General features: G+C 71.1%; 14 protein-coding genes. 7 read left to right on the top strand and 7 right to left on the bottom strand.

Features of this window, described 5'->3' with window-relative positions; translation table 11 throughout:
* The first annotated feature begins 17 nt into the window (after positions 1–17).
* Complete coding sequence (locus tag AB5J56_RS31375; RefSeq protein ID WP_369237408.1) at positions 18–557, top strand: SigE family RNA polymerase sigma factor; 540 nt, start codon at positions 18–20, stop codon at positions 555–557.
* Entirely contained in the window at positions 557–1,390 is an 834-nt protein-coding gene (locus AB5J56_RS31380; RefSeq protein ID WP_369237410.1) for a hypothetical protein, read from the top strand. The genes AB5J56_RS31375 and AB5J56_RS31380 overlap by 1 nt, the downstream gene beginning before the upstream one ends.
* Before the next feature lie 65 nt (positions 1,391–1,455).
* Here AB5J56_RS31380 and AB5J56_RS31385 read toward each other — a convergent pair whose 3' ends face one another.
* The 5 genes from AB5J56_RS31385 to AB5J56_RS31405 form a co-directional block, all read right to left on the bottom strand.
* Positions 1,456–2,088, bottom strand: coding sequence for a response regulator (locus tag AB5J56_RS31385; protein ID WP_369242920.1), 633 nt, complete (start codon positions 2,086–2,088; stop codon positions 1,456–1,458).
* A 34-nt stretch (positions 2,089–2,122) separates the two neighbouring features.
* Positions 2,123–2,743, bottom strand: coding sequence for a hypothetical protein (locus AB5J56_RS31390; protein WP_369237412.1), 621 nt, complete (start codon positions 2,741–2,743; stop codon positions 2,123–2,125).
* Positions 2,744–2,882: 139 nt separating this feature from the next.
* Positions 2,883–4,178, bottom strand: coding sequence for a sensor histidine kinase (locus AB5J56_RS31395; protein ID WP_369237414.1), 1,296 nt, complete (start codon positions 4,176–4,178; stop codon positions 2,883–2,885).
* 15 nt (positions 4,179–4,193) lie between these two features.
* A complete protein-coding gene (locus AB5J56_RS31400) occupies positions 4,194–4,910 on the bottom strand; it encodes an ABC transporter permease (RefSeq protein ID WP_369237416.1) in 717 nt (238 codons plus the stop codon).
* Positions 4,910–5,830, bottom strand: a complete 921-nt coding sequence (locus AB5J56_RS31405; protein ID WP_369237417.1) for an ABC transporter ATP-binding protein — start codon at positions 5,828–5,830, stop codon at positions 4,910–4,912. Before AB5J56_RS31405 ends, AB5J56_RS31400 begins: the two co-directional genes overlap by 1 nt.
* Positions 5,831–6,151: 321 nt before the next feature.
* Here AB5J56_RS31405 and AB5J56_RS31410 point away from each other — a divergent pair, with 321 nt between their 5' ends.
* From AB5J56_RS31410 to AB5J56_RS31420, 3 genes are read left to right on the top strand one after another with little or no spacing between them, the layout of a single operon-like run.
* Positions 6,152–7,009: a MaoC/PaaZ C-terminal domain-containing protein gene (locus AB5J56_RS31410; RefSeq protein ID WP_369237418.1), complete on the top strand. Its 858-nt coding sequence runs from the start codon at positions 6,152–6,154 to the stop codon at positions 7,007–7,009.
* A gap of 30 nt (positions 7,010–7,039) precedes the next feature.
* The gene (locus AB5J56_RS31415; protein WP_369237419.1) at positions 7,040–8,116 is read left to right on the top strand and encodes a Zn-dependent alcohol dehydrogenase; all 1,077 of its coding nucleotides are present in this window, start codon (positions 7,040–7,042) and stop codon (positions 8,114–8,116) included.
* Positions 8,117–8,140: 24 nt separating this feature from the next.
* On the top strand, positions 8,141–9,103 hold the full coding sequence (locus tag AB5J56_RS31420) for a 3-oxoacyl-ACP reductase (protein ID WP_369237420.1): 963 nt from the start codon (positions 8,141–8,143) through the stop codon (positions 9,101–9,103).
* Positions 9,104–9,225: 122 nt separating this feature from the next.
* On the opposite strand, the gene AB5J56_RS31425 is transcribed toward AB5J56_RS31420, so the two are convergent.
* Together AB5J56_RS31425 and AB5J56_RS31430 are read right to left on the bottom strand one after the other, a co-directional pair.
* The gene (locus tag AB5J56_RS31425) at positions 9,226–9,393 is read right to left on the bottom strand and encodes a hypothetical protein (protein ID WP_369237421.1); all 168 of its coding nucleotides are present in this window, start codon (positions 9,391–9,393) and stop codon (positions 9,226–9,228) included.
* A 50-nt stretch (positions 9,394–9,443) separates the two neighbouring features.
* On the bottom strand, positions 9,444–10,802 hold the full coding sequence (locus AB5J56_RS31430) for a hypothetical protein (protein WP_369237422.1): 1,359 nt from the start codon (positions 10,800–10,802) through the stop codon (positions 9,444–9,446).
* Positions 10,803–11,160: 358 nt separating this feature from the next.
* Here AB5J56_RS31430 and AB5J56_RS31435 point away from each other — a divergent pair, with 358 nt between their 5' ends.
* Together AB5J56_RS31435 and AB5J56_RS31440 are read left to right on the top strand one after the other, a co-directional pair.
* Positions 11,161–12,033 (top strand): Nif3-like dinuclear metal center hexameric protein, encoded by an 873-nt coding sequence (locus AB5J56_RS31435; protein WP_369237423.1) that lies wholly within the window; start codon positions 11,161–11,163, stop codon positions 12,031–12,033.
* Entirely contained in the window at positions 12,030–12,773 is a 744-nt protein-coding gene (locus tag AB5J56_RS31440; RefSeq protein ID WP_369242922.1) for a zinc ribbon domain-containing protein, read from the top strand. Before AB5J56_RS31435 ends, AB5J56_RS31440 begins: the two co-directional genes overlap by 4 nt.
* Positions 12,774–12,782: the final 9 nt, after the last annotated feature.

Genomic DNA, 12,782 nt, shown 5'->3' on the forward strand with positions numbered 1-12,782 from the left:
ACATCTAGGAGGTGCCCATGGGGGATCGAAAGGTGGCTCTGGACGACGAGTTCCAGAGCTTTGTCATCGGCCGCTGGCCGCGGCTGATGCGTACGGCGTTTCTCCTCACGGGGGAGCAGCACGCCGCCGAGGACCTGGTCCAGTCGACGCTCGAACAGGTCTTCGTGGCGTGGCGCAGGGTCGCCTCCGCCGACGACCCGGAGGCGTACGTACGGCGCGTGATGATCAACGGGCACGCCCGCAGACACCGCAGGCGCCTCAAGGAGTTCCTGGCACCGAAGGACGACTCCGGCCTGACCCACGAGCTGCCCGACACCGGTGACCGCATCGCCCAGGCCGACGACCGCAGCGCCCTGCTGAAGGCGCTCGCCCAGCTGCCGCCGAGGCAGCGCGAAGCGGTGGTGCTGCGGTACTGGGAGGACCTGAGCGAGACCCAGACGGCAGAGGCGATGGGCTGCTCGGTGGGCTCGGTGAAGAGCAACGCGGCCAAGGGGATCGCGAAACTCCGCGCCATACCGGGGCTGGCCGAGATGGTGACGAACGGAGGGCGCACGTGATGAGCGAGGACCGAGAGACGAGCCACGAGATGACGCACAGGGACATCGCCCTTCTGCTGGCCGATGCTGCGGACGAGGTCGAGATCGGTATAGCCCCCTACCAGCAGGTGGTCCGCGGCGGACGCCGCCGCAGGACCCGCCGCTACCTGGTCGCGGCCGCCGCCGCCCTGGTCATCGCCGGTTCGACGGGAACGCTGGCGCTGGCCGGCGGATTCGGCGGCGACGGAGACCGCGTGGAACCTCCGGCCACCCAGCCGCCGACCGCCGAGCAGCGGCATGTGTACGCCCCGCAGCGCACGACGCTGGCGTCCGGGACCGACAAGGGCAAGGAGTGGCGGGTCACCATCGACGTCTGGGGGACGGCGAAGAATGACGTGGAAGCGGAGGGCCAGCTGGAGGCCCTGGGCGAATACGGGAACAGAGGGGAGTCGGGGGCGAAGACCGCCTCCGACCTCATCGGAAAGCGCCTGTTCTTCGTCCACCTGATGCTGGGCGACGAGCAGTGGACCAAGACGTGGGGGGAGTTCACGAAGGGGGAGACCGACTCGGGCACGGACCTCATCTCCGCCGCGCTGCCGTTGGAGTCCAACAAGACCGTGAAGGACGGCTCCGACCAGCGCCTCGTCATCGGCCGCGTCGCCAGGACCGCCCAGCAGGTCACCTGCACCTGGCAGGACGGTACGACGCAGATCGCCCCCCTGACCACCAGGAACCGCGGCTTCAACGCCGACTTCCGGCCCTACATCCGCCCGGCCGACGGCTCCCCGTCCAACTGGTTCGTCTGCCTCGCACCGCAGGGCAAGACGTACAAGAACGCGGAGGTGACGAACTAGCGGGGGGTTCTGCGGGCGTCAGGAGCGGCGGCCGGTTCTCTACGGGGGTGGGGGTCGGCCCGCGGTCAGAGCCAGCCCTGCTGCCGGGCCTCCCGCATCGCCTCCATGCGGTTGCGGGTGCCCGTCTTGCCGATCGCGGAGGAGAGGTAGTTGCGGACCGTCGACTCGGAGAGGTGGAGCTTGTCCGCGATGTCGGCGACGGTGGCCCCGTCCACGGAGGCCTTCAGTACGTCGCACTCGCGGGCGGTGAGCGGATTGGGCCCGGCGCTCAGCGCGGCGGCGGCGAGCGCCGGATCGATGACGGTCTCACCGGTCAGCACCCGCCGGATCGTCTCGGCCAGCTCCTCGACGGGGCCGTCCTTGACGAGGAACCCCGCGGCCCCCGCCTCCATGGCCCGGCGCAGATACCCGGGCCGCCCGAAGGTGGTGAGGATCAGCACCCGGCAGTCCGGCGCCTGCTCACGCAGCTCGGCGGCGGCGTCGAGCCCGCTCATTCCCGGCAGTTCGATGTCGAGGAGCGCCACGTCCGGGCGGTGCAACAGCGCCGTGTCCACGATCTTGTCCCCGGCCGCCACCTGTGCCACGACCTGGATGTCCGGCTCCATCCCGAGCAGCAGGGCGAGGGCGCCCCGCATCATCCCCTGGTCCTCGGCGAGCAGCACTCTGATGGACTTGGCGGGACGGTGGTCCCGGGGCATCTCGTTCACGGGCCAAGGGTAGGGGCCCCGGGGGTCATTCGGGCTTCTGCCAGACGAGGACCTCGAGGCTGGCGTTCGCGGCTTCGGGGTGCACGGCGGTCACGGTGACGAGCGCGGGACGTCCGTCGCCAGTGATCACGCAGACTTTGCGTCCCGCGGGAACGAAGACGTCGGCCTGCGGCTGGGTCTTCACCAGAAGGGTGCATTCCGCAGAATCGGGATTCTGCCCCTGAGGGACTACGGACATGCTGTCGCTCAACAATTCGGCTTCTTGCTCGTCCTTGATTGAGTACAGCCGGATGTCGTTCTCGCCGTCGTCCTCGGGGGGAGTCAAGTCCAGATCGAATTGATCCGAGATGAGGAGCGGCCCCGACCATCGCACCGAAGGGGAACCCGAAGAAGGGGGCTTTGTGCCGGGCGCTCCGGATGAGGCAGGTGTGGTTGCCGTGACGGTAGTTGTGGCCGTCACCGTCGCGACACTTGCGGCGGGGGACGCGACTCCGGCCGCCGGTAAGCCGATGAAGCCCACCAGGAAGGTGAGGGCACCGGTCGCGGCGGTGATGAGGGTGGCTATCGCCGTCCAGTGCTCGGCTGGCTTATTGGCGCGGGGCTGAACAGGAGGTTGAGCAGGAGGTGGTGGAGTGGGATATGCCATGAGTTCCCCCGATCAGCGTGTAGAGCGCAAGTGTTCCACCTCGCTGTTCGCGCGCATTGCTCTCGTCATGTTCTGTGACATGGTTGTGCTTTTACTCTCTGTGCGGCTTTGGCCTGGAATTCCGGGAATTCAGGGGCTGTTATGTCGTGTGCATCGAAGGGCCGTTCGCCGAGACGCCGTTCACCGCCACGTCATTCATCGAAGGGTCGGCGATCTCCACCGGGAGTTCCGCCGTCACCCGGAATCCGGTTCGGGAGCCCGGTCCCGCGTTCAGGGAACCGCCGGCCGCCGCGAGGCGTTCCGTGAGGCCCTTCAGGCCCGTGCCGCCGATGCCCTCGGCGGTGGGCCGGGAGGGGGTGCCGGTGCCGTTGTCGTTGATGGTGAGGCGTACGTGGCCGGGCGCGCCGTCGACGGTGATCTCGCAGCGGGTCGCGCCGCTGTGGCGCAGGACGTTGGTGACCGCCTCGCGGACCACCCAGCCCAGCAGCGCCTCGGCCTGGGGACCGAAGGGCGGGCCCGACTGGCGTACGACGGGGTCGACTCCCGCCGCGGACAACGCCGAGCGGGCGCGGTCCAGTTCGGTGGCGAGGCTGCCCTCGCGGTAGCCCGTGACCGCCTCGCGGATCTCCGTGAGGGCCTGGCGGCCCACCGACTCGATGTCCGTGATCTGGAGGAGAGCCGCCTCCAGGTCACGCGGGGCCAGCCGACGGGCGGCCTCCGACTTGACCACGATCACCGAGAGTGTGTGGCCGAGCAGGTCGTGCAGATCGCGGGAGAAGCGGAGGCGTTCCTTCTCGACGGCGCGGCGGGCCAGTTCCTCGCGGGCCGCGCGCAGGTCCCGTACGGCTTCGGCAAGGGAGAGGATCGCCGCCGTCACCATCGTCGAAAGGAACGTGCCGTAGGCGACGTTCAGCGCGTCCCAGCCGTCCCGGACCGCGGAGACCGCCGCGGCCAGCGCGGTGAGGGCGAGTCCGGTCCGGCCCAGCCACGGGCCCCGCATGACGGCACCGGCGGCCAGCCCCAGCAGCGGGAAGAAGTACAGCCAGCTGCCGCCGTACCCGATGGCGAGCGCGCAGGTGACCAGGCCCATCAGCACCAGTGCCACCCGCGTGGAGCGGGCCTGACGTGTCTCCTTCACGAAGGAGCGGAACGTCACGTAGATGTAGAGCGAGTTGAAGGCGAACAGACCGATGGCGCCGATCCAGGGCTGCGGGGTCTCGCCGTGGAGAAGGTTGGAGAAGGCGCCCAGTCCCATCAGCAGCCATGGCAGCAGGGCGAAGCCGGTGGGCGGCGGGCCCGGATCCTCCGGCATCTTCCCGCCGCTGCTTTGGGCGGCCCGCTTCTCGGCCTTGAACCGCTCCATGTCGGCCTTCCAGCGCGCCTGTGCCGCCCGCCACTCCTTCACCTGGCAGGTGACCCCTCGCATCCAGGACATGTCCTCGCCCCCCGTTCAGACGGTCCGCGCGGACCGACGGTACGAGACCACAGCGTACGAACCGAACAGCAGCAGCCAGGCCGTGAGCACCGCCACCGCGCCCAGGGCCGGAGCGTGGCCGTCGGCGACCGAGGTACCGAGCTGGGCGAAGCGGTTGGTGGGCGTGTAGACGGCCAGCGAGCGCAGCCAGGAAGGGAAGAGGGCGAGCGGGAACCAGAGGCCGCCGACCACCGCGAGCCCCAGGTTGCACACCATGTTCGCGACGCCGGTCGTCTGCGGGGTCAGCCGGTAGCCGTTGCCGAGGCCGAGCAGGGTGAAGGGAATCGAGCCGAGCCACAGCAGCACCGCGATCGCCGCCCACTGCCAGACGTCCAGGCGTACGCCGTTGACCAGGCCGCCCGCCACCAGCACCGCGACGATCGCGGGCAGCACGGTCACCGAGCCGGTCAGCGCCCGGCCGAGCACCACCTCGCGCGGGGTCATCGGCGTCACCCGCAACTGCCGCAGCCAGCCGATCCCCTTGTCCTCGGCGACGCCGCCACCGGTGTTCAGGGCCGAGCCCACCGCGCCGTACGCGGCCATGCCGACCATGGAGGCCGTCTTCCAACTGCTCTCGTTCTCACCGAGGTTGGTGAAGAGCAGATACATCATGACCGGCATCGCGATGCCGCCGATCACAAAGCCGGCGTCGCGCAGCGTCCGGCGTACTTCGAGCCGCAGATAGTCGAGCATCACACCGTCTCCAGCACAGTCGAGTCGGTCGAGGTGAGGGCCAGGAAGGCGTCGTCCAGCGACGCGGGGGTCACTTCCAGGGCGCGGATCGCGCCCAGTTCCGCGAGCGCGACCACCGTCGCGTCGGAGTCGTCCGTGCGCAGCCGCGCCCGGTCCCCGCTCACCTCCACGGACACCACGCCGGGCAGCAGGGTCAGCCCCTCCGTGGAGCGGCCCGCGAGGTCGAAGGAGACGAGGTTGCCGCCCGCGGACCGCTTGAGCTGCTCGCCGGTGCCGTCGGCCACGATCCGGCCGCGGTCGATGACGAGGATCCGGTCGGCGTGCGCGTCGGCCTCCTCCAGGTAGTGCGTGGAGAACAACACCGTGTGGCCACGGCGGGCGTAGGCCCGCATCGACTCCCAGAACGCGTGCCGCGCCTCCACGTCCAGCGCGGCTGTCGGCTCGTCGAGCACGATCAGCGCCGGGTTCCCGGCGAGCGCCACCGCGAACCGCACCCGCTGCGCCTGCCCGCCCGACAGCCGGTCGGCGCGCCGCCCCGCCAGATCCGCGATGCCCGCGCGCTCCAGCGCGTCGGCCACCGGCAGCGGCGCGGGGTAGCGCCCGGCCATGAAGGAGACCAGCTCCCGCACGGTGACGCGGGGCACCGGCCGCGTCTCCTGGAGCATCGCGCCGACGCGCCCGGCGCGCACCGACTCCTCCGGGGGTCCGCCGAAGAGGGCGACCGAGCCCTCGTCGGGCTCGTTCAGGCCGAGGAGGAGGGAGATCGCCGTCGACTTGCCCGCTCCGTTGCGGCCGAGCAGCGCCACCGTTTCGCCGACCGCCACCTCCAGGTCGATGCCGTCCACGGCGCGCACCGCGCCGAAGGTCTTGACCGCCCCGGTGAAGGACACGGCGGGCGGTGTCCCAGTCGTCTTCGTCATGGGTATGACGCTACGAAGCGGAGATGGGGGCCGGGCAGACGCAGTTGTACGGAATCGGGCGGGACAAATGTCACGGCCCCGCCTACGCCGGGCGCGGATCCGCAGAGCGTCAGGGTCTTGGATCTGACATGGCGTCAGTAGTCTTCACAAGTGCTGGGCGCTGGGCTATACAAGGGTTCGCCGGACTGGAACGCGTTCTAGAACGGGCGGGTTCCCCGGCCCAGTGTCGACCTCGGTGCGGCCGACGGTGCGGACGGCCGCACCGAGGTCTTGTGTGCTCCGGCCCGATCCGCCGGACAGGCCCAACTGATCAGGAGCCCCATGCCCATTGACGCCGCCAAGGCCGTCGCCGCAGCGCCCCGGACCGGTGAGATCACCTGGGGTCACAAGGATGTCCAGCTCTACCACCTGGGCCTGGGCGCAGGGCTGCCCGCGACCGGCCCCGACGAGCTGCGCTACACCCTTGAATCCCGGCTGCATGTGCTGCCCAGCTTCGCCACCGTCGCGGGCGCCGGCTCGCCGGGCGTGATCAGCGGCCTGTCCATGCCCGGCGTCGAGGTCGACCTCGCCCGTGTCCTGCACGGCGGCCAGAGCGTCGAGGTGCACCGCCCGATCCCCGTCGAGGGCAGGGCCGACGCCACCTCGCGGATCGCGGCCGTGTACGACAAGGGCAAGGCCGCGATCCTGGTGATGCGCACCGAAGTCGCCGACGCTGACGGCCCGTTGTGGACGAACGACGCCCAGATCTTCGTACGCGGAGAGGGCGGCTGGGGCGGCGACCGCGGCCCCTCCACCCGGCTGGAGGCCCCGACCGGCCCGCCGGACAGGACGGTCGAGCGTCCGATCCGCGAGGACCAGGCCCTGCTCTACCGGCTCTCCGGCGACTGGAACCCGCTGCACGCCGACCCCGAGTTCGCCAAGCTCGCCGGGTTCGACCGGCCGATCCTGCACGGCCTGTGCACCTACGGGATGACCCTCAAGGCGGTCGTCGACACCGTCCTCGGCGGCGACGTGGCCCGCGTCCGCTCGTACACCACACGCTTCGCCGGGGTCGTCTTCCCGGGGGAGACGCTGCGCATCCGGATGTGGCGGCGGGAGGGCGGGGTCCAGCTGGCGGTGAGCGCGGTGGAGCGGGACGACGCGCCGGTGCTGGCCGACACCGTCGTCGAACACTCGTGAGTCCAGCCCATTTCTGAGGGGAGCCGCACCATGCGCGCAGCCGTACAGCACGAGATAGGCCAGGACAAGCTCGAAGTACTCGACGACGTCGAGGCGGTGGGCTTTGGTCCGGGCCGGGTGAGGATCCGGGTGCGGGCCACCGGACTGTGCCACTCGGACCTGTCCGCGATGAGCGGTGTCCTGCCGCAGCCCGCGCCGTTCGTACCCGGCCACGAAGGCGCAGGCGAGATCCTCGAAGTCGGCGAGGGCGTCGGCCACTTGAAGGCCGGGGACCGGGTCGTCGTCTGCTGGCTCCCGGCCTGCGGTGTCTGTCCCGCCTGCAAGCGAGGCCAGACCGAACTGTGCCTGGCCGGGTTCATGAACGCGGGCACGCCCAACTTCAAGCGCCCCGGCGGTGACGTCTTCGGCTTCGCGGGCACCGGCACCTTCGCCGAGGAGGTCGTCGTCGACGCGGGCTGCGCCGTGCCGATCCCCGACGACGTGCCCTTCGACATCGCCGCCCTCATCGGCTGCGGCGTCACCACCGGCCTCGGCGCCGCGCTCAACACCGCCGACGTGGAGGCCGGTTCATCGGTCGCCGTCATCGGCTGCGGCGGCGTCGGCATCTCCGCCATCCAGGGCGCCCGGCTCCGGGGAGCCGCCGAGATCGTCGCCGTCGACCCGGTCGCCTCGCGCCGCGAGGCCGCGCTCAGGTTCGGCGCCACCCAGGCGGTCTCGCCCGACGAACTCCCCGGCGCCAAGCAGTCGGTGACCGCGGGCGAGGGCTTCGACTACGTCTTCGAGGTCGTCGGCAGGTCGGCCACGGCACGGACGGCGTACGAGAACACCCGGCGCGGCGGCACCCTCGTCGTCGTCGGCGCCGGCGCCATGGACGACTTCCTCCAGCTCAACATGTTCGAGCTGTTCTTCGACGAGAAGCGGATCCTGCCCTCGATGTACGGCGGCGGCGACGTCCTGCGGTCGTACGAGCGGACCATCGCGCTGTGGCGGGCCGGCCGTATCGACCTGGAGAGCCTGATCACCCACCGGGTGCCGCTGGCCGAGATCAACGAGGCGCTGGACCAGATGCGGACAGGTGTCGCGCTGCGTACGTGCATCGAGATCTGACCCCCACAACCGTTAGGGACCTTGATGTCACTGCCACTTGAAGGGCTGTCCGCGATCGTCACCGGCGCGGGACGCGGCCTTGGACGTACCGAGGCCCTGGAACTCGCCCGCCTCGGCGCGGCCGTCGTCGTCAACGACTACGGGCAGCCCGGCCGGGACGGCTCCGGCGCGGCGTCCGCCGCGCCCGCCGAGGAGGTCGCCGCCGAGATCCGTGCCGCGGGCGGCAGCGCCGTCGCCCACACCGGTGACGTCTCCGACCACGAACAGGCCCGTGCCCTGGTCGAGTTGGCGGTCGGCGAGTTCGGGAAGCTGGACATCCTGGTCAACAACGCGGGCATCCTGCGCGACCGGATGGTCTTCTCGATGACCGAGGACGAGTGGGACTCCGTCATCCGGGTCCACCTCAAAGGCCACTTCAACACCACGCACTTCGCGTCCGTGCACTGGCGGGCGCGGTCCAAGGCGGCGGACGGGCCGGTGTACGGGCGGATCGTGAACACCTCGTCCGAGGCCTACCTCGCCGGCTCGGCCGGACAGCCCAACTACGCGGCGGCGAAAGGCGGAATCGTCGGGTTGACCACGTCCACGGCGCACGCGCTCGCGAAGTACGGCGTGACCGCCAACGCCATCTGCCCGCGCGCCCGCACCCGGATGACCGAGGACGTCTTCGCGGGCTTCTCCGCACCGGACGAGGGCCTGGACCCCCTCGCCCCCGAGCATGTCGCCCCGCTTGTCGGCTACTTGGCCTCACCCGCGGCCGCGCACGTCAACGGCCAGCTCCTCGTCGTGCACGGCGGCATGGTCGCGATCGTCGAACGCCCACGGGTGGCCGCCAAGTTCGACACCAAGCAGGACGCCTTCACCTACGACGAGCTGGACGCGCTGCTCACCCCGCACTACGCGCAGCGCCCCGGCGGCGAGACCTTCGCGGCGCCGGAGGTGCTGGGACTCAAGCGGGGCCAGGACCCGGGCTCTCCGGGTCGCTGAGCAGCCGCCCGTCCGTGGGCGGGGAGCCCCGCACAGAACGGCCCCGTCCGTCGGATGACGGAGGGGGCCGTGTACTACCTGTTTCTTGACGTTCCGTCAGAAACCCTGGAGATCCCGGGACTTCAGAACGTCATGCCGGCCTGCCCGGACGGCTTGCGGTGGCGCCCACGAGGGGTCGCCTCGTCGTCCTGGGCGGAGACCGGCCCCCGGTGCTTGCCGTGGCCCATGTCCAAGGCCGTGGCCTCGTGGGCGTCGGTGGCCGGTGGTTCCATCGTGATCGTGTCGCTCATCGGAAAGTTCACCCCGTAAATACATGATCCTTCTGTACAACCGGGGGAGTCTAACCGGCGGCGACAGGCCTCTCATCAGGGGCCACCGGCGTGTCGGCAGGAGCAATCACCGGCTGCACATCATCAGGGATCACCGGCTTCGCGCCTTCAGGGGGCACCGGCTTCACGCGAGCCACCACCCGCCCCGTGAGCGGCGCCTGCTGCAACGGCACCGGCCGCGCCACGACGGGCCCCGGAGGACCCGGATCCGCCGGCTGCGACGACGCTTGTCGCGCCGTCGCCGCCGTACCGTCCGGACCCGGATCCCCCGGCCCCGCGTCCCCCGCCCCCGTGGGTGCCTCCACCCGTGTCACGCCGCACGGCACCGCCCCCGTCGCGTACGGCAGATGAAGCACCCCGTCCTTGGTCCACAGCCCGGCCCCCGCCAGCCATCCCTCCGGCGCCCGGAGATGGTGGACCCGCCGGTCGGCGGGCCGCCACAGGCCCACCCAGCTCCCGGCCGCCCCGTCGATGCGCAGCGCCACCCCGCAGCTCTCCGGGGTCAGCACCTGCCCCGGCTGGATCGCGAACGGCGTCACCGCGCAATCCCCCATGCGCAGGCACTCCGGGAAGCGGACCGGCAGGGTGCTCCCCAGCACGCCCCAGCCCAGCCGGTCGTGGCCCGGCGACGGCGCGTCCGAGCGGATCAGCAGCAGTCCGCTGTCGGCGTCCGCGAGGAGCAGCCGGTCGTTGCTGTCCTCCGCGATCTGCAGCAGCGGCGACACCTCGCCGCCGCGCTCCAGGTCGACGACCACCGTCTTCGTCCGGCCGCCGCTCTCCCGGTCCAGGGCCAGCAGCCGCCCCGTGCGGTCCAGCCACACCCCGCCCGAGCAGCGCCCCGGGATCTCGGCGAGGTGCTCGGGCCCGAAGGCGCCGCCCGCGACCAGCCAGACGGCGGTCGAGCTCCGGCCGACGGCCAGGGCGTACGCGAGCTCGCCGCCCGGCGCGGGCGGCAGCAGCCGCAGCCGGGTGCCCTCGTCCGGGCACTCCACCGCGCCGAGCAGCAGCTCGCCGGTGCCGGGCCCGGTCGGGTACAGCAGCGAGAACGTGTGCCGGGCGCCCGTCAGCCGGCGGATCAGCACCCGCCCGTCGTTCATCGGCGCCACCTCGGTGCCGGGCTCCTCGGGCTGGTTGCCGGGCAGCGGGACGGCGTACGGCTCGGGGCCGTCGAGCGTCCACCGCTCCGGGTACCAGCACCCGCCGCCGTGGGTGAGACGCGCCCCGTACGTCCCGTCGGCGGTGATCACGCAGGCAGGCCGGGCGACCCACTCGCTCCCGTCGCCGACGTTCTCCGCGCTGTCCACAGGATCCGCGTTCTCCGCCACGTCCGCCACGTCCGCTGTGTCCGCCACGTCCGCGCTGTCGGACATGTCCGCCGTCTCCGGCGCGGACAATGAGAGTCCCCCCTGCTCGAACGAAGCCGAGAGCTCGGGGGAGGCACAGGCCGTCATGGTTCGATCACCTCCGGCGACGAAGCTAGTTTTCGTACGCACAGACGTGGGACCGACGAGCGGCCGCTTCACACATAAGGGTGGCCATGTCGTGATTCGCCTGAGGAAACGGGGGCGCATGTGCTGATCGGGGTGCGCCGCCTGGAAGTTGGCGGTCCCGAATCTTTCACCAAAGATCACCGCGACCATCAATCGAGCAGCCACGACGGCGAGCAACCACCTCCGCGAGAGCGGCGCCGGTTCAGGCGCAAGGGAGGTGCCAGGTAGCCTTTTATACGTGCCCCGTCTGTCTGAAGTCCTCGCCGCGCTCGACGCGCTCTGGCCTCCCGAGCGGGCCGAGGGATGGGACGCGGTCGGCACCGTCTGCGGCGACCCGGACCAGAGCGTGTCCCGCGTGCTCTTCGCCGTCGACCCCGTGCAGGAGATCGTCGACGAGGCGGTGAAGCTGGGCGCCGACCTGCTGGTCACCCACCACCCGCTCTACCTGCGCGGTACGACGACGGTCGCGGCGAGCCACTTCAAGGGCCGCGTCGTCCACACCCTCATCAAGAACGACATCGCGCTGCACGTCGCGCACACCAACGCCGACCGCGCCGACCCGGGTGTCTCGGACGCCCTCGCCGGCGCGCTGGACCTGCGGGTCCTGCGCCCCCTCGTGCCGGACCCGACCGACGCCGAGGGACGCCGGGGCCTCGGCCGAGTCTGTGAACTGGACCGTCCGGTGACCGTCCGCGAGTTCGCAGCGCGCGCCGCGCAGCGGCTGCCGGCCACCGCGCAGGGCATCCGTGTCGCGGGCGACCCCGACCAGCTCGTGCGGACCGTCGCCGTCAGCGGCGGCTCCGGCGACAGCCTCTTCGACGACGTACGCGCCGCCGGCGTCGACGCCTTCCTCACCGCGGACCTGCGCCACCACCCGGCGTCCGAGTTCCTTGCGGATCGCGCCCACAGTCCCCACACTCCTCTCGCGCTGCTCGACGCGGCGCACTGGGCCACCGAATGGCCCTGGTGCGAGCTGGCCGCCGCCCAGCTCGACGAGATTTCCGACCGCCATGGCTGGGACCTGCGGGTCCATGTCTCCAAGACGGTCACCGACCCCTGGACCGCCCACGCGGCCTCACCGCTTCCCACACCTTCAGGAGCCCCCAACTGAACGCCGCGCCCGCCGACCAGATCCGACTTCTCGACGTCCAGGCACTCGACGCCCGCCTGCAGCAGCTCACGCACCGGCGGAAGTCGCTGCCCGAGCACGCCGAGATCGAATCGCTGAACAAGGACCTCGTCCAGCTGCGCGACCTGCTCGTCGCCGCGCAGACCGAGGAGAGCGACTGCGCCCGTGAGCAGACCAAGGCGGAGCAGGACGTGGACCAGGTGCGTCAGCGCGCCACCCGCGACCAGCAGCGCCTCGACTCCGGCAACGTCACCTCGCCCAAGGACCTGGAGAACCTCCAGCGCGAGATCGTCTCGCTCGCCAAGCGCCAGGGAGACCTGGAGGACGTCGTCCTGGAGGTCATGGAGCGCCGTGAGTCCGCGCAGGAGCGGGTCGCCGAGCTGACCGAGCGGGTCTCCTCCGTGCAGGCGAAGATCGACGACGCGACCGGCCGCCGCGACTCCGCGTTCGAGGAGTTCGACGGCGAGGCCGCCACGGTGACGAAGGAGCGCGAGGTCATCGCCGCCTCCGTCCCCGCGGACCTGCTGAAGCTCTACGACAAGCTCCGCGTGAAGGAGGGCGGCGTCGGTGCGGCCCGTCTCTACCAGCGCCGCTGCGAGGGCTGCCGTCTGGAGCTCAACATCACCGAGGTCAACGAGGTGAAGGCGGCCTCTCCCGACACGGTGCTGCGCTGCGAGAACTGCGGCCGGATCCTGGTGCGCACGTCCGAGTCCGGCCTGTAAGGAGCTTCG

Source organism: Streptomyces sp. R21 (genome assembly GCF_041051975.1).
In the GTDB taxonomy this organism is placed as follows: domain Bacteria; phylum Actinomycetota; class Actinomycetes; order Streptomycetales; family Streptomycetaceae; genus Streptomyces.